Genomic DNA, 19,853 nt, shown 5'->3' with positions numbered 1-19,853 from the left:
TAACATGAGACAAAATAAATTGCTCAATAAAAAACTATTACTCAGTAGCTTAATTGGTGCCATGGTACTCGGCACTTTGGGGTGCGGCAGTAAAACAGAAACTGTTCGTGTCGCCATTGGTACACAAGACACGACCATTAACTGTGCAACAGGTGGGTTGCTGATTCGTGAATTGAATTTATTACCAAAATATTTACCCAAAGATGGTGAATACAAGAATATTAAATATGACATTCAATGGAAAAACTTTACCTCTGGTGCACCACTTACCAGTGAAATGGTAGCGGGGCGTCTAGATTTGGGAGCAATGGCTGACTTTCCTGCTGTGAATAATTTAGCGGCATTTAAAAAAGCTGGCAAAGAAAGCATATTTTTAGCGCCTTTGTCAGGCAGTATTAATGGCAGTGGTAATGCGATTGTTGTTCCAATTGATTCAAAAGTCACTTCACTTAAAGAGCTAAAGGGGCAAACAATTTCTGTACCTTTTGCCTCAACTGCTCACGGACTGTTGCTACGAGCCATTCAGGCAGAAGGCTGGCAACTTGATAAAGATATTAAAGTGATTGCTCAGGCTCCGGAATTGGCGGGGCCTGCATTAAAAAGTCATAAGATTGCTGCGCATGCTGACTTCGTACCATTTGGAGAGTTATTTGCTTACCAAGGCTTTGCCAAAAAAATCTATGATGGTTCTCAAGCAAAATCACCTACATTTCATGGTTCACTTGCCAGCAAGGATTATGCACAGCAGCATCCAGAAGTCATAAAAGCTTATTTACAGGCAACTATTGAAGCGAATCGACTGATTCGAGAACAACCTGAAAAATATAGTGAATTTATTGCTGAAAAAACCGGTATTCCTGCCGAAGTTGTTTATCTATTTCATGGTCCATTAGGGCTGCAAACTCGTGACTTAACGTGGAAACCTGAATATCGAAAAGCGACTCAAATTGCGATAGACACCTTAAAAGTTCTAGGCAAAAATGACGGTACGCTTGATGTAAATAAATTTATTGATGATCAATACATTAAGGATGCATTTCAGGCATCTGGACTTAATTACAGCCAGCAACTGGCCGACTATGCAAAATCACCTTTGGTTGCCAATGACGCATTAACGGGCCAACCCATCAAGACATTTGATCGGGTGACTCAAATTTGGGTAAAGGGTGAAGAAAAAGTTCGTAGCTATGAAACGCCTGAGCATGCTTTTTCTGATTTAAAGAAAATACAAGCCAATGGAAAAACGGTACGTGTGGTTTATAGCCAAGATCATCAGTCCGACATTAAGTTACTTGCCAATTTGGCATGGTATGCCACAGACAAAGCAGGACAAATTCAAGCCTTTTTATTAAAAGATGATGCTGAAAAATGGGCTAAACAACAGGGTGGAAAAGTATATGACTTTAAAGCTATTCAGCTTGTAACACAGAGCTGATGTGTTGTCTTACCTAATGAGCAGGAGGTAACAAATGAGTAGTTTAGCCCAGACAAAACCTAATAACCAAATTACATTTTTGACTAAATTTTTTCGGCAGTTGAGATCATATCCGGCGCATTTAAAAAGCTATGTCATTGCTTTCACATCTATAGCTTTTTGGATAGCAATTTGGCAAGGACTTGCTCAGTTTAAAATAAATTTAGGCTTCGTGAACTTTAGCAATGTCCCGACACCTTTAGATGTCATTCATGCGCTATGGGCTTTTTTTCAACTCAGCGCTGCATTTGAACATGTTGAATCTAGTGTGTTTCGTGTAGTGATTGGTTTTGTGCTTGCGGCTCTAATTGGTGTAGGTATTGGTTTGTTGGCAGGACGTTACCAAAAACTGGCTGCCTTTATAATGCCACCATTAGAAGTATTACGTCCAATACCAGCAGTTGCATGGATTCCTTTAGCAATTCTGATTTTTCCCTCATCAGAAGCTTCCATGATTTTTATTACGTTTATTGGGGCTTTATTTCCAATTTTATTAAACACCGTACATGGTGTTGGTGCAGTTGACCCAAGACTCGTTGCATCTGCAAAAAGTCTAGGCGCTTCTGATCTTGCCATCATTCATGAAGTCATTATTCCAGGTGCATTACCGAACATTATTACGGGTTTATCTATTGGAATGGGTACTTGTTGGTTCTGTTTAGTGACTGCCGAAATGATTTCTGGGCAACATGGAATTGGATATTTCACATGGGAATCTTTCACCTTGCAAAACTATAGCAATATCGTGGTTGGCATGGTGCTGATCGGAGCGTTAGGTATGTTTAGCAGTACATTGGTGCGTGTGATTGGAAACCGATTTACTCCATGGTATCAACTGAGGAAGTCTTAAAATGTCAATTACACAAGGCCATGTGCGTATTCAAAATCTATCGCTACATTTAGGGCAAGCTAAAAATCGTTTTCAGGCATTAGATCGGGTTAATTTCGAAATACAACCGGCCGAATTTATTTGTCTACTTGGCCCGTCGGGTTGCGGTAAATCAACATTATTAGGTGCTTTGGCAGGGCACTTACCAATTAGTTCTGGGTCTTTAACGGTCGATGATGAATCGATATTTGAACCACATCCAGATAGAGGTTTGGTGTTCCAGCAACATACTTTATTTCCGTGGAAAAGCGTGCTTGAAAATATTGCCTTTGGTTTGAAAATGAAAGGCATCGCTAAACAAAAGCGTATTGAACAAGCTCAGAAAATGATTGATCTGGTCGGACTTAAAGGCTTTGAACATAAATTTCCAGCCGAACTTTCTGGTGGCATGCAGCAACGAGTTGAAATTGCGAGAGTACTGATTAATCAACCTCGCATTTTATTAATGGATGAGCCTTTTGGTGCCTTAGATGCTCAAACTCGTTTAAAAATGCAAATGCTATTACTCGAAATTTGGCAAGAAATTCAAACTTCAGTTTTATTTATTACCCACGATATTGATGAGGCACTTTTTTTAGCCGATCGAGTGTTGATTATGAGCCATCGGCCAGGACGAATTATTGAAGAAATTCCACTTAAGTTTGAACGTCCACGGAATGTTGAGCTTGTAACGAGTAGTGAATTTACAGCCATTAAGAAGCATTGCATCCAGACTTTAAAAGAAGCCACTCAACAAGAAGAGTTAAGCCGTTTAAATCCATTAGGGCTTGGAAAGAAATCACAAATTAAGGAATACGAATGAGTTTTTATTATCAAGCTTTAGATGACCTCGATGAATATAATCAGGAATTTCTTGCGCAGCTCAATCATGCAGATGAAAAGATTCGCTTTGTCGCTTTAATGAATATTGGCGATGAAGAAAATCCAGATTTACTCCCTTGGTTGCATACAGCATTGCAACACGATTCTTCAGCTTTAGTTCGTCAAGAGGCAGCAAAAAAGTTAGAAAGTTGGGAAGATCCAACCAGTTTACAAGTATTGGCTCAAGCTTTATTTGATACAGATGTGAATGTGAAACAAACTGCCAGTCAAAGTTTAAGTGAAGTGAAAAATGCGGCATCAGCCCCAATCCTTGCGCCTTATTTAAAGCATACGGATACTTTTGCCCTTAGTGCAATTTTACGTGCTTTAAAACCTTTACGACCCCAGCAATTATTTGAAGAGATATCTGCTTTAGTACACCATGAAGATGCATTTGTACGCCGTGAGGCAGTCAGTGCATTAAGTTGGTTGCAACAAGACCAAGCGATTACAATATTGGCAAAAACTGCTGAAACAGATGTCGATGATGAGGTCCGCCGTATTGCAACAGGTGGTTTGGCTTATAGTCAGAACATATCGGTTGAAGTTATCCAAGCACTTCAACATTCTTTAACTTCGGAAAGTTGGCAACTAAGAGTGGAAGCTGCTCTTACGATTGGAAAATTACGTATTGTTCAGCTCGAAGCTCCTTTAATTCATGCTGTATCAGACTTATATTGGCAAGTACGTATTGCCGCAGTTCGAAGTTTAGGGTTACTCAAGTCGCGTCTGGCAGTAGCTCATTTGACTGATAACTTTAATCATGAAATTAGCAATTTACGTAAAGAAGTCGCTTTAGCACTCGGTGAAATTGGTACAGCAGAAGCTCAGAACCTATTAGAACAACATCAAAATGACTCCGACCCTGAAGTACGAAAAGCGATTCGTATTGGATTAAATCAAATTGGTGAGGTGAAGTATGCAAATCAGACCTGATATCCGTGTCGACACTATAAATAAGCAGGTTCACTTTATATGGACCGATGGCTCAAGCGTATGTCTGAGTCATCAAAGTTTAAGGGAAATTTGCCCATGTGGCTTTTGCCGAGCGAAGCGGATTAAACAAATTAAAATAGAGCATCAAAATGTTGAAGTGACAGCTATGTTTGATCAAGGTTATGGTGCCCAAATTTGCTTTAATGATGGGCATGATAAAGGGATTTTCCCGTGGGCTTTTTTAAAAGAATTTGCTAAGAGTTAAAAGATGTCTTCTGCTTGGGACAGAAGGCATCTTATTTAATTAATGATCATGTTCTAAATAATCTGGTTTTTTCGGAAGCGCAAGGCTACATAAGAAACAGATAATCAGCATGACAATGACATATATAAAGAAGGTATTTTCGATTCCGGCAGCTTTAAACTGTAAGGCAACCGAAGGCGCAGAACCACCAAACAGCGCATTACCTACTGCATAAGAGAAACCTACACCTAAAGCCCGCACATGAGGTGGGAACATTTCAGCTTTTACCAAACCACTAATGGAAGTATAGAAGCTGAGTAACATCATCATAAAGATGAGTAGCAATGTAATGATGATCGGAGAATCTATATAGGCACGCATCCCGATTACCATGACAGGATAGATAAAAATGGCGGACAATAAGCTAAATGCCAACATTGAAGAGCGTCGCCCAATACGGTCCGAAATTGCTCCAAATACAGGTTGAGCACACATATAGACAAATAGCGCGAAGGTCATGATATAACCAACGGTTTTTCCATCCATCCCTAAGTTGGTTAAATAGGTTTTTGAATAAACGGTCTCTACATAAAACGTTAATGAACCGGCAGAAGTGTATCCAACCACCAATAAAAAGGTTTTCCAGTGCTTTTTAAAGAGTTCTCTTAAGCTGCCAGACTCTTTTCGTTCGCTGTCTTGATGAGAAAGCGTTTCTTCTAAACGACTACGTGCAAGCAAAGATAAAATTGCTGCGATACCACCAATAACAAACGGAATACGCCAGCCGCCATCATGTAATTGTTGTTCACTTAAGAACGTCAACAAAATAACGCCCAGTAAGCTTGCAAGCAATTGACCACCAGAGAGGGTAACATATTGGAAAGACGAGTAAAAACCACGCTGACCTTTTAAGCCTAATTCACTCATATAAGTGGCAACGGCGCCATATTCACCACCCACTGATAAGCCTTGAAGTAAACGAACAAGCAGTAACAGAAAAGGGGCAAATAAACCGACTTGATCATAAGTAGGCAAAGCTGCAAATAAAAAGGAGCTTAAAGCCATAAGACAAATTGATATGATCATCGACTTCTTTCGGCCATGTCGATCTGCAATACGACCAAATAGCCAGCTTCCAATCGGACGCATAAAGAAGCTTGCTGCAAATACCCCCCAAACATAAATAGACTTGGTCGTACTATCCATATCAGGTGCGGTTAAAGCTTGAGTAAAGTAAGCAGCAAATACTGCATAAATATAAAAATCAAACCATTCGACTAAATTACCAGAGGCTGCGCCTACAATCCCACGTATTCGACTACGTTTTTCTTCCTGAGTATATGTCATATTACATCCATCGTTTTGTAGACAAAAACTAGGAATTTTTTAGGTATGCTAAACAGAAAAGAGAATGAAACAGTAAAAGTTACTCAACCCTGAGCACGTCCTTAAAATTCCTAACCATTCATTTTTTCTAATTTTAAAATTCGTTTCTAGTGAGATAACGTCCTTTTGTTCGATTTAAAGATATTTTAACCAATGATCGAACATTTCCTTGCGCTCAATTTGATAATGAATTATATTTAAAATCATTGAGCTAATTTAATACCAGTATTTTTTCTATTCTCTTTCTCCTTTTTAGATTCCATTTTGAGCTTAAGTGTAATTTGAATATTTGATAATACTTAAAAAGTTATAGTCTCAATTCTCAAGAAAATAAATAAAATTTATATAATGATAAGTTCAAAAATTTGGACAAAATTCACTTAATCGAAAAAATACAGAATGTGTTGTTTCTCAATATGTGTGCCTGTATTCTTGCGTGGCTGAAAACAGGGTAGATAACCATTTTTAGCCTTATAAATTATGCTCGCAATAGCAGGTAACTATTCAATGGAAAGACGTTCGTTAAATCTTCACTTCATGACATGCTCTAAAACAGCATTGGCTTCATCTATTGCACTCATAACATCTGTCGTTTATGCAAATGAAGTGGAGGTTTCGCAGCTCCCAACCATTACTGTGAACGCTACACAAAATAATGATGCATTATACTCATCAAAAAAAGTGACTTTATCTGGTTTTCAAACAGATGATGTGAAGAAAGTTCCTGCATCTATTACAACCATTACTTCTGAACGTATAGCAGATCAACACGCAAAAACTTTAACTGATGTTATTAAAAATGATTCATCCTTAGGCGATGGCTACGCTGCTATTGGCTACTATCCAAACTTTGTAGCACGGGGTTTTGCACTCGATTTAGGTTCAAGTTATCTCATTAATGGCCATACCATACGTGGCGAGCAAAATGTAGCTTTAGAAAATAAAGAACAAGTTGAAATCTTAAAAGGCATTTCTGCAATTCAAAGTGGTATGTCGACGCCAGGTGGTGTTGTTAACTATGTAACCAAAAGGCCTGCCGATGTTAAAAATATTACGGTCGATGCAAATTCAGAAGGCGGCTATACACTGGCAACGGATGTTGGCGGCTTTGTTAATGATAATTTCGGTTATCGAATCAATCTAGCACATGAAAGTATTCATCCAAATGTTGATCACGCAAATGGTAAGCGTGAGTTTGGTTCAGTAGCTTTAGACTGGAAAATTAATGATCGCTCTAAACTACTGTTTGACATTGAAGCTCAGCATCAAAGCCAACGCTCTGTACCGGGTTATCAACTGCTTGATGGGCAAGAAGTACCAACAAATGTAGATCAAGACCGGTTATTGGGTTATCAGTCTTGGAGTAAACCTGTTGTAAATAACAGTCTAAATGCAAGTTTGAAATATCAATATGCATTTAACGATCAATGGAATGGTAGCTTAAGTGCATCACAAAGCCGTGTTGTGATTGATGATTATGTTGTATTTCCTTATGGAAGTTATTACTCATCAGGTAATGAATTTGCGGTATTCGATAAAGATGGTAACTATGATCTTTATGACTATCGTAGTCCAGATGACACACGTATTACCAACCAGTTTGCTGCTAGGTTAAATGGTCAATTCAATACTGGCAACCTTCAGCATCATGTAACGTTTGAATTGCAAAATACACGTAAAAACCTGAAGCGTTATGATCCGAGCAATCAACTTATTGAGAATGAAATTGGCAATATTTATGTTGATAAACCAGACTTTCAAATGCCAACTGAAAAATTAGGTAATCGTTTTAAAGCTCTGGAAAGCAATCAGACTGCATTTACAATCTCTGACCGAGTTCAATTTAACGATCAATGGTCAACTCTACTCGGTGGAAAACTTATCCACCTTGATGAGCAAGCTTATAATTCAGATGGGCAGCAAAGCCGTGATACGGATTTAAACAAGTTTTTGCCACAATTAGCACTCATGTATAGCCCAACTTCCGCGACTAATCTTTATGCTTCATATGCCAAAGGGTTATCAGATGGTGGTGAAGCTCCATGGTATGCAGAAGCGAATGCTTATCAAGTTCTATCACCTAGAAATTCTGAACAGTATGAACTTGGTGTTAAGCAACAAATACGCAACTTCTTAGTAACAGCAGCTATTTTTGATTTAAAACAAGATAATCAATATACGATTACAAATTCTGAAGGAAAATTAGAATTTGTTGAGCAAGGCAAACAACACAATCAAGGTATTGAGTTAGGTTTAACAGGCGCCTTAACCGATACACTTGATGTAAGCTCTGGTATTACCTTTACCAAATCTCGTCTTGTTGATATTGATACTGACAGCTACAAAGGTCATCAAACTCAAAATGTACCAAAGGTACGCGCAACTGCACAGTTATCTTATAAAGTACCGTCAGTTGAAGGATTAAGATTACTCAGTGGTATGCAATATAGTAGCAGTAAATATGCAAACAAAGAGGGAACTGCAAAAGTAGGCGGATATATTATCTTTAATATTGGTGCTGCCTATAAAACAAATTTTGCTGGGCATGACACAACTTTTAGATTCAATATTGATAACTTATTTAACAAGAAATATTGGCGTGATGTAGGGGCATTTATGGGGGATGACTATCTATTCTTAGGTAATCCTCGCACAGCTCAATTTTCTACAACTTTTAGCTTTTAAAAGTTACAGGACAAATAAAAAAGGAGCTTTAAAAGCTCCTTTTTTATTTCAGGAATTAAGCCGACATTTTTGGTTTAACCATATTATTAATCGACAAGATATCATCAAGCACTTGTGCTGATAATAAACCTTCATTCTGAACTAGAGCCAATACACTTTGCCCAGTTTCATTTGCTGTTTTAGCAATACGAGTTGTAGTTTCATAACCTAGGTATGGGTTAAGCGCAGTCACAATACCAATTGAGTTTTCAACTAAAGCTTTACAGTGCTCAGGGTTCGCTGTAATCGTATCAATACATTTACTTTGGAACATTGCCATTGCTTTACCAAGTAAATCCATCGATTCAAATAGTTTGAATGCAATAAGTGGTTCCATTGCATTTAACTGTAATTGACCAGCTTCAGCAGCTAAAGTTACAGCCAAATCATTTGCAATAATCTGGAAGCAAGCAAGGTTCATTGCTTCTGGAATAACTGGGTTTACTTTACCTGGCATGATCGAGCTACCCGGTTGACGTGCTTCTAAGTTAATTTCATTAATGCCAGTACGTGGACCACTTGAAAGTAAACGCAAGTCATTGGCAATTTTTGAAAGTTTAGTTGCAGTACGTTTTAATAAACCAGATAAAAGAACAAAGTCACCCATATCTGAAGTTGCTTCGATTAGATCTGGAGCTGACTTAATTTTCTTACCAGAAATTTTTCCAAGTGCTTGGATCGCGAGTTCACGGTAACTATATTCAGTGGTAATTCCTGTACCAATCGCTGTACCGCCAAGGTTCATATAAGCTAAAACATTTGGAATAAGCGTATTAATTTGCTCAAGGTCTTTTTGTAGAGTTACCGCAAAAGCACCAAACTCTTGACCTAATGTCATAGGCACAGCATCTTGTAACTGAGTACGTCCCATTTTTAAAATGTGTGCAAACTCTTGAGACTTATTTAGGAAGCTAAGAATGAAATTGTTAAATGGAAGATTTAACTCATCTAGGCTAAGTAACAAACCTAAACGGATTGCAGTAGGGTATACGTCATTTGTTGACTGTGACATGTTAATGTCGTTATTTGGATGTAAGTACTGATATTGACCTTTAGAATGTCCCATATATTCTAAAGCAACGTTTGCCAATACTTCATTTGCATTCATATTGGTTGAAGTACCAGCACCGCCTTGCATCATGTCGATTGGGAACTGGTCATGGAAGTTTCCACGAATAAGCTGATTACAGCTATATTCGATCGCTTCAAATTTAGTTTGATCTAAGTTTTTAAGATTATAGTTTGCTTCAGCACAGGCAAGTTTAACCATAGCTAATGCTTTAATTAAGTTAGGGAAATTTCCAACTTTGCTATTTGTTAAGTTGAAATTTTCTAAAGCACGTAATGTTTGAACTCCGTAATAATGATCATTGTTGATTTCTCTATGACCAATAAGATCCTTCTCAATACGGGTAGTAATATCTGCGTTCATCATTAAACTTCGATTCATTAAAGATGATTCATCTTAGAATTCGAAATGCTTCACTTCTAATGCATTTATTAAAGTAATTATGCATTTTTTGCATATCAAAAAATGAATTACACTAAAATGAATATGTAATAGTTGATGAGTCTTGGAAGCTATATATCTTACAAAATTTAATATATTCAATTGTTTGTATAATTTCTTTAGAGTGAGTTGCTCAACAAGAATTAAGTAAATTAAAAAATTTGAAGCGAACTAAATAATGATTTTTATTCAGGAATGTTATTAAATTATTTGAATTTTCATGTGAAAATTAATTTATATAAAGAAATAATGAGTTTTGTTTAATAAATTTTAATAAAATTGTGATGCATTTCACATAAAAATACTTATAATACAGAAAATTTTGATTTATTAAGTTTATGTTAAAAGTAATTGGTGCCTTACTAATATTGGGAAGTTTTACTTGCTATCTCCTTATAGGAAATGAAGAAAAAACTGAAACCAAAAGTTCACACATGCTTAAAGAAGCTGAGCAATCGATTAAGAATGCTGAGTTATCTATTCAAAAAGCAAAACAAAATATCCCTACTGCATCGTATAAGTAATTGAGGTAATGAAGATTATTGTCTATTAAATAATCTTCTGACTGAAATTTTATTAAGATGTCAGCGCTGTAAAGAGACAAATGCATGAGAATGAAGTTTATTGCATATGACCCTAACTCTGGTGAAAAACTAAGCTTGAAAGAGCATATTCATCACATGGATAAATACACAACTTATGTTTTTTTTAGTGATGAAAAAGACAATATGGTATTTAACCCACAGAAAAAACAGATATTTGAAATCAGCCAATATACTTCAAACATGATGGTTGAAATTTCAAGAAAGTTATACTACTTAATTGGTGAATATTAGTTCATTTTCTATAGATCATTATGTGGATGAATTATCGCTCTTACTGATGAATTAATGCACTCCCTGTCAGTCTATAGATACTTTAGTATAATAGTCGGGATTATCTTATTAATTTATACTTACCTTAAATATTGTATGAAATACAATTAATTATTAATACTGCTTAAATCCTGAAATGAGGTAAGGTAATCATTTACTTATCAATTATTACCTTACCAAATCATTGTAAGAGTAAATAATAATTCTCTTTTTTGATGATTAGATGAAGTGAGAAAGAGTCTAAAACTAGATTTTTTAGATACTTTTTATAGTGGAATAGTGTATTAATTTAAGATTCTTAAAATTCAATCAATAACCTAGAGATTGGTTATTGAAACAGTTTACAGTCCGCATTCTTCCCCAAGGTGCGGACTTTTTTTATCATTAAAATGTACGAATAGAATTTCGTGCTTATTTCTAAAAGTTATCTTGTTAAGATCACTTATTTAATTTTATGATGGGTTTTTATTGATTGATTTAAATAATTTTTTTAGCTGAACTGTACTTATGTTCATCTCTTGTCTCGTGAAAACAAAACCTATTATTTTCTTATCTTCTTTTCTATGTCAGAATTATTAAATACTTAATTTTATAGATTGGCTTTGTCCTTTCACTTCTCGCATTTTTGCAGGTACTCCCTATGTTTTATCATTCTTTCTCATCCCTAAATTTATTTATGCTTCTTCCCAAAAATATCAATTAATAAAATTACAAATCTAAAAGGGAATAGATAAGATGAATTTAGAAGTCCGTTGGGTAGAGGATCTTCTCACGTTAGAACGTGAACGTTCGATTTCAAAAGCAGCCGAGAAAAGATTTATTAGCCAGTCTGCATTTACTCGAAGAATTCAACAAATTGAAGAAATGATTGGTGCTGAAGTCATTATTAGGAACAACAAAAACAACATCGAATTTACAGACATTGGTCGAATTTTATTAGTAATGTCTAAGAATATTGAAAAACAGGTAGAGGAGACCGCAAAACTTATTAAAAATATTAAGAATGAGACTGAATCTACCATTCGTTTCTGTGTGGTTCACTCATTAGCTTCAGGTTTTTTAACAACATTTTTAAAGAAATTTCCTACTCTTATTCGTGATTTAAAAATTGAAATTGTCGCAACGAATAGTGGAGAAGGCCTATCTTTGTTAAAAGAAGGCGCCTGTGATTTCATGATTTGCTATGCAGATAAAAGCAATATTAGAAAAGTTGGAGATGATATTTTAAGTGGTATTAAAATTGCTGAAACGGTCATTGTACCGGTTTCCGCAACTGAACCCGACCATAGCCCAAAACATACAATACAAAGTAACTTTGCTCTACTAGCGTATAGTAAACACGCATACTTAAGAAAATTAGTGGACCAACTTATTGAAGGTAAGCTCGTATATAAAACGTTATATGAAACTGATAATGCCACCAATTTAAAAGAGCTGGTTTTACAAGGTCTAGGGGTTGCTTGGATTCCGAAAATTAATGTTGAAGAAGACCTTGCAGCTGGGAAATTGGTTATTTTAGATCAGCAAGAATATTGCCTTGCTCAAGATATTTATATTTTCAAAAATAATTTGAGTGATAATAAATCGGTACAACAAATATGGAATGGTTTTAAAGCCCAGCAAGAACTATAACGCATACTCATTCAAAGGGTGAAGTACACGATATTTATATATAAATTAAGCAAATAAGTAGATTATGCTTGGGTCTTTATGATGAAAGGCATGATAAAGCATTGCCCCTCGTCTGAATTCTTTGCTAATTTAGAGTAAAATTCAATAAGTCAAAAGTAGGGTAGAAGAATTTTTCTATCATTTATAACTGCTTTTGAACTTATTTCAATGGATTATTAAGTCCAAGCGGAGACAATTTTGTTTGATCTAGACAGTAGATTATTAAATATTTTTTATCATATTTATCGGTTCAAAAGTGTTTCAATGGCCGCAGATGCTATTGGTTTAACACAGCCGAGTGTAAGTAACGGTCTAAACAAAATTCGTCAACATTTTAATGATCCTTTGTTTATTCGAGTCGGCAATGAAATGATTCCGACCGAACTGGCGAAGCAGATTTTTCCTCTGATTAGTGAAGTTATCGATAAAGTTGAAAGTATTAATAACTTTAATGTGAACTTTGATCCATTGACATCAGACCAGCTGTTTACGATTGCAATGACTGATGTGTCACATTTGGTTTTACTGCCTCAGTTAACCAACTATTTAAAAGAAAAAGCACCTCTCATCCGTTTAAATATTAGGCCTATTACGCCAGAAACCAGCTATCAAATGGCAAATGGTGAAATTGATTTGGCGATAGGTTTCTTGCCACAATTAGAAGAAGGTTTTTATCAGCAGAAGTTTTTTCGTCAACACTATGTTGTGATTAGCTCAAAAAGCCATCCGCGTTTAGATCCAAATAATTTTACTTTAGAAGATTACATGCGCGAATATCATATCGATATTGATGCAGGTATTGGGCATTATCACATTAAAAATGAACTACAAAATAAAGGGTTGGATCGAAATATTTTAATTCGTTTACCAAGTTACTTAGGTGTAGGTCTAGTCGTTCAGGAAACAGATGCGATTGCCACTGTTCCATATTATTTAAGCCAAGTTTTATTGGTTAGAGAGAACTTACAAATTTTACCTGCACCGCTTGATTTTCCAACTTATGACGTTAAGCAACATTGGCATATGTCTTGTCACCATAAGAGTAGCCATAAATGGTTCCGTCAAACCTGTTATGAGCTATTTAAAACCGCTTAGGAATTTTACTTATAAAAAAGAAGATGTAAGAAAAATCCTTACATCTTCTTTTAATTTTGAATTAAATTTCAATCGCAACGGCTGTTGCTTCACCACCACCAATACATAGAGCCGCAACGCCTTTCTTTTTACCTAAGCGTTTTAATGCATAAATAAGAGAAAGGATAATTCTTGAACCTGTAGCGCCAATTGGATGGCCTAATGCACATGCACCACCATGGACGTTTACTTTAGCTTCATCAATACCTAGCTCATGAATTGGTGCCATTGCCACCATTGCAAAAGCTTCATTAATTTCCCAAGCATCTACTTCATCAACAGACCAACCAGCACGCTCAAGTACTTTTTGAATTGCACTAATTGGAGCAATGGTAAATTCGCTTGGATGCTGTGAGTGAGTAGAAGTTGCAACAATTTTTGCTAAAGTATTTAACCCATGGCTTTGAGCATATTCTTCAGTGGTTAGTACTAATGCAGCAGCACCATCAGAAATCGAGCTTGAGTTAGCGGCTGTAATTGTACCGTCCTTGCTAAAAGCAGGGCGTAAAGTTGGAATTTTCTCAAGATTTGCTTTTAATGGTTGCTCATCTTGATCAACAACTTCAACACCTTTGCGGGTTTTTACTTCAACAGGAACAATCTCTTCTTTGAAATAACCTTCCGTAATCGCAGTTTGCGCTTTTTTAAGTGAAGAAATTGCAAAGTCATCCATTTGCTCACGGGTAAAGCCTTTGGTGTTTGCCATGTCTTGCGCAAAAGAACCCATTAAACGACCTGTTTCTGCATCTTCAAGACCATCTAAAAACATATGGTCCTTAATTTCACCGTGTCCCATACGATAACCACCGCGAGCTTTAGGCAAAATATAAGGTGCATTTGTCATAGATTCCATGCCGCCAGCCACAATAATATTGGCACTGCCTGCTTTTAAGGTATCTGATGCCATTAACACCGCTTTCATTGCAGAGCCGCAAAGTTTATTAATGGTCACAGCTCCGACATGATCAGGCACACCAGCTTTACGCATGGCTTGACGAGCAGGACCTTGACCAATACCTGCACTGAGTACGCAACCGAAAATCACTTCATCTACTTGTTCAGGTTTAACACCTGCACGTTGGATCGATTCACGGATGACAGCAGCGCCAAGTTCTGGAGCAGTTAGAGAAGATAAACTACCCTGAAAACCACCCATTGCAGTACGGCTACCTGAAACTATAACAATTGAACTCATCTTAATATCTCTTATTGGTGTATTTGCTAAATTTGCCTTTAGCCTAAACTAAAGGCGCCACTAAATTAAAAAGTTGGAGGGGTATAGCTGAGCGTTCTACCAAAGAACCACAGCAAGAATAAAACTAAAGGAAAATGCACAACGAGCTGAGTCACTGTAAAACCAATCACATCTTTTGCTTTTAGTTTTAAAATGCCTAACATTGGAAGCATAAAAAATGGATTGATTAAGTTTGGTAAAGCTTCGGCTGCATTATAAATTTGTACAGACCAGCCCAAATGAACCTTTAAATCATTTGCTGCTTGCATAACATATGGGGCTTCAATAATCCATTTTCCACCACCTGACGGTACAAAGAATCCAAGTACCGCAGAGTAAACTCCCATTACAATCGCAAAGGTTTCTTTTGATGCGATTGAAACGAAAAACTCGGCAACATAATGTGATAGTGATAAATCCTGACTGTTTAAAGCTTGCGTCATAATAAATGCAATACTTCCGTAAAGTGGAAACTGAATTAAAATTCCTGATACGGCTGGAACTGCCTTTGCAACAGCATTTAAAAAGTTTCGTGGTGTGCCATGCAACGCTAGACCAAGCATTAAAAATACAAAGTTGTATGTATTTAAGCTTGAAATCGCAATAATTGGATTACTTTTTGAAAACTCAAAAAACATCCATATTAAGCCTAAAGCCACCACAATAATCGTTAAAATAGGCGAGTTTTCTAACCAATCGCCCGGACGCGTTGATTTCTCCTCATGAGGTTTGTCTTCTTCAAACTGCACATCAAAACTATCAATCGTTTTAACATTATTGCCTTTTGGAGCTGAAAAATATGCAATTGCGATTGAAACAATGACCAAAATAATGGTCATCGCAATTGATTGCCAAAGAAAAATCGTTTCGGTAAATGGAATAACACCAGTTAGGTTGTAAATTGACTCAGGTAAGCTACTTTTATTAGCTTGAAGCTGTGCTGCCGAAGAGCTGATTCCAAGAGCCCAAGTTGCACCCATACCAATGATTGCTGCCGCAGCCGCTGCGCGGTAATCCATATTCAGCTCTTTACGTTTTGCTAATGCAATCACTAAAAGCGCTGTAAGGATTGTGCTAACAGCCCAATTGACCAGTGAAATTAACAAACTAACAGTTGCAACCAAAACAATAGCACCACGTCCAGAATTTGGAATACGCGCCATTTTTTGAATCAGAAATTTTACGGGCTTAGATACAGAAACGACATAACCTACAATAATGAGCATCGTCATTTGCAGGGTAAAGGGAATAAGACTCCAGAAGCCATTACCAAATGAAGTGGCCACATCGTGGATTGGGGCGCCAATAGCTAAAGCAGTGACAGAGACAATAATGACGCCAAGCAGAGCAAAAATATATGAATCAGGAAACCATTTTTCAGACCAGTCACTAATCCGAAGCGCAAATCTTTCAAAAATTCCTTGCTGTTTTTCCATAACTGAAAAATCCTTCTCGTTCTTATTTATAAACAGCACATCCGGTGCTTAAAAGGGTTAAGACCCAAGCTCACTTACTAACTTGAGTCTTGTACAGCTAACTAAATCTTAGAATTTACGCAACTAAGGTTTTATAAAACTCAACACCTGTAGCAGCTTGAATTTGTTCGAGCGTAACATCTTTAGCTAGTTCAATGAGCTCTACACCTTGTGGCGTAATATCCATTACACCTAAGTCTGTAATCACGCGATGAACAACACCTTTACCTGTTAAAGGCAAACTACAGCTTTTCACGATTTTTGGTGTACCGTCTTTTGCACAGTGTTCCATTAGAACCACAACTTTTTGGACACCAACAACCAAGTCCATTGCACCGCCCATACCTTTGACTTTCTTACCCGGAATCATCCAGTTCGCTAAGTCACCTTTTTCAGAAACTTCCATTGCACCTAAAATTGCAATGTTGACATGGCCACCACGAATCATGGCAAAAGATTCTGAGCTTGAGAAAAATGCTGCACCTGGGCGAGCAGTAACCGTTTGTTTCCCAGCGTTAATTAAATCGGCATCAACAGTTTCTTCGGTTGGAAATTCACCAATACCTAATAAGCCATTTTCAGATTGAAGCCAAACATTAATATTTTCAGGAATATAATTGGCAACAAGGGTAGGCAAGCCAATACCTAAATTGACATAAAAACCATCTTCAAGTTCTTTTGCAGCACGTTGTGCCATTTCATTACGTGACCAAGCCATTTTATACTGCCTCCGTGCTTAAAGTTTTATGCTCAATGCGTTTTTCAGGTGATGCATTTAATACAATGCGGTTCACATATATACCTGGTAAATGAATTTCATCCGGATCCAATTCACCAATTTCAACCACTTGTTCCACTTCTGCGATTGTAATTTTTCCAGCCATCGCACATTCAGGGTTAAAATTTTGAGCAGTTTTACGAAAAACTAAATTACCTGCCTTGTCTGCCTTATACGCTTTAACAAGAGCCACATCTGCTGTTAAAGATTCTTCTAAAATGTAATTTTTGCCATGAAAAGTACGTTCTTCTTTACCTTCGGCAACGAGTGTACCTACGCCAGTTTGTGTGTAAAACGCAGGAATTCCAGCGCCTCCTGCACGTAACTTTTCAGCTAAGGTACCTTGTGGAGTTAGTTCAACTTCTAGTTCACCATTTAAATACTGGCGCTCGAATTCTTTATTTTCACCCACATAAGAAGAGATCATTTTTTTGATCTGTTTGGTTTGAAGCAAAATACCCAAACCAAAATCATCTACACCTGCATTATTAGAAATACATGTGAGACCAGTCACGCCACTTTGCTTAACTGCAATAATCAGTTTTTCAGGAATTCCGCATAAACCAAAACCGCCTACAGCAAGTGTTTGATTATCTGCAATAACATCTTTCAGTGCTGCCTCTGCATTGGCATAAACTTTATTCATTCTGTTGTTTTCCTATATCCCTTAGTAATTTAGTTTTAGCATCACATTTTGCGTTATAGAAGTTAATTTTTTTAAAGGATTAATAAGTATAATCAATGAATGGTATCAAACTCTCAACAAAAAAACAGTTTTACACTGAGCAAAAAATGTTAAAAACTGATTGCAATATACTGAAAAATATAATGATTAATAAATTTATTTTAAACGTGTGCTTAATTCATCTTAAAAGACAGTCTTTAATTTTTTAAAATTTATATTGAACCAGTGCTTCAATAAATTGAGCAGAAATATTTGAAATTTCAAAGTTCTTTTTATAAACAATTCCTACTGTTTTATGAATGGCTTCATCTTTTAAATCAATCAGTACGTTATGTTCCTTATCAATGTGTTTGGCAAAATGTCTTGGAATTGCACTTACTCCAATACCGTAAGCCACAAAACTTGAGAGTGATGAAATTTGATGACATTCAACTTTTAAATCGAGCGTTATATTATTTCGCAAACAATTTTGCTCCACTAAATATCGAACAATTGAAGGTTTTTGTAAGGTCACAAATGGGTTTGAACAAAGCTCATGCCATGTAATAGAAGATGTTTGAGCGAGTGGATGAGTCTTTGGCAATAGAGCCAAGAAATCTTCTTCAAATAGGGGTTTAAACTCTAAACCTTCGGTGAGATCTGGTTCAAAACAAATACCAAGCTCGAAAATACCATCCTGAACTTTTTCTATAATAGTCTCATTTGGAATATCGTGAATTGAAAAATTAAGATTGGGGTGAAGTGCTAAAAACTGGTGAATTACTTCAGGTAAAATTGCGTGAGTCACAAAGGGCATAGATGCAATACTTAAAGTTCCCCGATTAAGCTTAAAGCGTTGTTTGACATCATTTTCCATTTCATCCCAATTGGCGAGTAATTTTTTTGCATACGGAATGAGGGATTTGCCTTCTTGGGTAAGCTCAACACGGCGTGTATTACGGTTAAACAGTTTACCGCCTAACTCTTCTTCTAAACTTTTGATGGTGAGACTTAAAGCTGATTGGCTTAAATGTAACTCTAAAGAAGCATTGGCATAGTTGAGTGTACGTGCAAGGGCTAAAAAAGCTTTTAGTTGTTTAAGCGTCATTTCTTTCCTTTAAATTACTCAACTTACCTAGAAGAGTAATTTATACGAAAATTTGCCTAATATGATGTTTTTTTGACAAAAAATTATGAAAAAGAATGATCATTACCTTACTTAATAGAGTACAGGCAATAAGTGTGAAAATATTGAACTACTTTAGTAAGTCGTCCCAACAAAAGTCATCTCTATTATTTGCAAAATACATGAACATGCCAATTACATGAAAAAATAGGCAGCCCATCCATATTTTTTGGGGAGCAACCTTAAAACCTTCTAATAGTATAGTTATAGAATAGATGGTGATCATGAATGTAAGAAAGAGAATATATGTAGTACTCGCTATAAATTTATGTTTTGGGGCTAATTGAGGAATTTTATATCCAATCAAAATTTGCATTCCCCAATTTATAATGAGTGTAATTATAGTCATAAGTAATTTTGGTGCATTTAAGCTTTCTAAGGAAACTTGTTCAATTAGGAAAATAGTTTGCCACAGTACAAACATCCCCAAAGGATACAATATAAATTTAATCCACATCATATTTTTTTTCTTATCAATATCTTACTTCACTATTGTATTAAATAAATATTATTTTTTCAAAATTTATTTTCAAAAAATATCAACATATAAAGTCATTCTAATTTCAATTAATATATCTATGAATTTTTAAATTCTTTAAAATTTAATTTAAAAGATAAATAAATTATGTAAGGGTATAATTGATGAATAAAACTATTCTTGGCTTAATGGTAGTACCACTTGTATTGAGTGGATGTATAAAAAAAGCAGAGGAAAAACCAACAGAAAAAATGGAAAAAACCTCTACTATAAAAGCAACTGAACAGCCCCCAAAAGAAGAAAATATAATTCCTGCTATGCTAGTACGTAATTT

Annotated in this window: 18 protein-coding genes and 1 pseudogene; 11 read left to right on the top strand and 8 right to left on the bottom strand. The window is 36.1% G+C overall.

Annotated elements, in window-relative coordinates; all coding sequences use genetic code 11:
- Positions 1–4: 4 nt before the first annotated feature.
- From J582_RS06365 to J582_RS06345, 5 genes are read left to right on the top strand one after another with little or no spacing between them, the layout of a single operon-like run.
- A complete protein-coding gene (locus J582_RS06365; protein ID WP_032047509.1) occupies positions 5–1,435 on the top strand; it encodes an ABC transporter substrate-binding protein in 1,431 nt (476 codons plus the stop codon).
- Positions 1,436–1,469: 34 nt separating this feature from the next.
- Positions 1,470–2,324, top strand: coding sequence for an ABC transporter permease (locus J582_RS06360; protein ID WP_032047508.1), 855 nt, complete (start codon positions 1,470–1,472; stop codon positions 2,322–2,324).
- 1 nt (position 2,325) lies between these two features.
- On the top strand, positions 2,326–3,165 hold the full coding sequence (locus J582_RS06355; protein ID WP_032047507.1) for an ABC transporter ATP-binding protein: 840 nt from the start codon (positions 2,326–2,328) through the stop codon (positions 3,163–3,165).
- On the top strand, positions 3,162–4,160 hold the full coding sequence (locus J582_RS06350; RefSeq protein ID WP_032047506.1) for a HEAT repeat domain-containing protein: 999 nt from the start codon (positions 3,162–3,164) through the stop codon (positions 4,158–4,160). Before J582_RS06355 ends, J582_RS06350 begins: the two co-directional genes overlap by 4 nt.
- Positions 4,144–4,425, top strand: coding sequence for a gamma-butyrobetaine hydroxylase-like domain-containing protein (locus J582_RS06345; RefSeq protein ID WP_001167099.1), 282 nt, complete (start codon positions 4,144–4,146; stop codon positions 4,423–4,425). Before J582_RS06350 ends, J582_RS06345 begins: the two co-directional genes overlap by 17 nt.
- A gap of 39 nt (positions 4,426–4,464) precedes the next feature.
- Here J582_RS06345 and J582_RS06340 read toward each other — a convergent pair whose 3' ends face one another.
- The gene (locus J582_RS06340; protein WP_000222732.1) at positions 4,465–5,751 is read right to left on the bottom strand and encodes an MFS transporter; all 1,287 of its coding nucleotides are present in this window, start codon (positions 5,749–5,751) and stop codon (positions 4,465–4,467) included.
- 519 nt (positions 5,752–6,270) lie between these two features.
- On the opposite strand from J582_RS06340, the gene J582_RS06335 reads away from it, so the two are divergent.
- Positions 6,271–8,475 (top strand): TonB-dependent siderophore receptor, encoded by a 2,205-nt coding sequence (locus tag J582_RS06335; RefSeq protein WP_032047505.1) that lies wholly within the window; start codon positions 6,271–6,273, stop codon positions 8,473–8,475.
- Positions 8,476–8,530: 55 nt separating this feature from the next.
- Here J582_RS06335 and J582_RS06330 read toward each other — a convergent pair whose 3' ends face one another.
- The gene (locus J582_RS06330; RefSeq protein WP_032047504.1) at positions 8,531–9,949 is read right to left on the bottom strand and encodes an aspartate ammonia-lyase; all 1,419 of its coding nucleotides are present in this window, start codon (positions 9,947–9,949) and stop codon (positions 8,531–8,533) included.
- Between the two features lie 413 nt (positions 9,950–10,362).
- On the opposite strand from J582_RS06330, the gene J582_RS06325 reads away from it, so the two are divergent.
- The 4 genes from J582_RS06325 to J582_RS06310 all read left to right on the top strand — a co-directional run bounded on the left by J582_RS06325 (position 10,363) and on the right by J582_RS06310 (position 13,665).
- A complete protein-coding gene (locus tag J582_RS06325) occupies positions 10,363–10,548 on the top strand; it encodes a hypothetical protein (RefSeq protein WP_004708863.1) in 186 nt (61 codons plus the stop codon).
- Positions 10,549–10,638: 90 nt separating this feature from the next.
- Positions 10,639–10,860, top strand: a complete 222-nt coding sequence (locus J582_RS06320; protein WP_000668585.1) for a hypothetical protein — start codon at positions 10,639–10,641, stop codon at positions 10,858–10,860.
- Positions 10,861–11,634: 774 nt separating this feature from the next.
- Positions 11,635–12,531, top strand: coding sequence for a LysR substrate-binding domain-containing protein (locus J582_RS06315; protein WP_002050172.1), 897 nt, complete (start codon positions 11,635–11,637; stop codon positions 12,529–12,531).
- A 237-nt stretch (positions 12,532–12,768) separates the two neighbouring features.
- Positions 12,769–13,665, top strand: coding sequence for a LysR family transcriptional regulator (locus J582_RS06310; RefSeq protein WP_004887299.1), 897 nt, complete (start codon positions 12,769–12,771; stop codon positions 13,663–13,665).
- A gap of 61 nt (positions 13,666–13,726) precedes the next feature.
- Here J582_RS06310 and J582_RS06305 read toward each other — a convergent pair whose 3' ends face one another.
- The 6 genes from J582_RS06305 to J582_RS27215 all read right to left on the bottom strand — a co-directional run bounded on the left by J582_RS06305 (position 13,727) and on the right by J582_RS27215 (position 19,501).
- A complete protein-coding gene (locus J582_RS06305; protein ID WP_000095311.1) occupies positions 13,727–14,899 on the bottom strand; it encodes a thiolase family protein in 1,173 nt (390 codons plus the stop codon).
- Positions 14,900–14,964: 65 nt separating this feature from the next.
- Complete coding sequence (locus J582_RS06300; RefSeq protein ID WP_032047503.1) at positions 14,965–16,374, bottom strand: short-chain fatty acid transporter; 1,410 nt, start codon at positions 16,372–16,374, stop codon at positions 14,965–14,967.
- 115 nt (positions 16,375–16,489) lie between these two features.
- Positions 16,490–17,131 carry a 3-oxoacid CoA-transferase subunit B gene (locus J582_RS06295; protein WP_004887295.1) on the bottom strand — a complete coding sequence of 214 codons (642 nt, stop codon included), beginning with the start codon at positions 17,129–17,131 and terminating at the stop codon, positions 16,490–16,492.
- A 1-nt stretch (position 17,132) separates the two neighbouring features.
- A complete protein-coding gene (locus J582_RS06290; protein ID WP_032047502.1) occupies positions 17,133–17,837 on the bottom strand; it encodes a CoA transferase subunit A in 705 nt (234 codons plus the stop codon).
- Positions 17,838–18,081: 244 nt separating this feature from the next.
- Complete coding sequence (locus J582_RS06285) at positions 18,082–18,963, bottom strand: LysR family transcriptional regulator (RefSeq protein WP_032047501.1); 882 nt, start codon at positions 18,961–18,963, stop codon at positions 18,082–18,084.
- 148 nt (positions 18,964–19,111) lie between these two features.
- Positions 19,112–19,501: a hypothetical protein gene (locus J582_RS27215; RefSeq protein ID WP_016804884.1), complete on the bottom strand. Its 390-nt coding sequence runs from the start codon at positions 19,499–19,501 to the stop codon at positions 19,112–19,114.
- A gap of 182 nt (positions 19,502–19,683) precedes the next feature.
- Between J582_RS27215 and J582_RS27510 the strand changes: the two are divergent.
- Positions 19,684–19,853: pseudogene (locus J582_RS27510) on the top strand (DUF3298 domain-containing protein); the annotation flags it as partial.

It is taken from the genome of Acinetobacter sp. 1566109 (assembly GCF_000582255.1).
Classification (GTDB): Bacteria; Pseudomonadota; Gammaproteobacteria; order Pseudomonadales; family Moraxellaceae; genus Acinetobacter; species Acinetobacter nosocomialis.
This window is presented reverse-complemented; position numbering and strand designations above follow the sequence as displayed.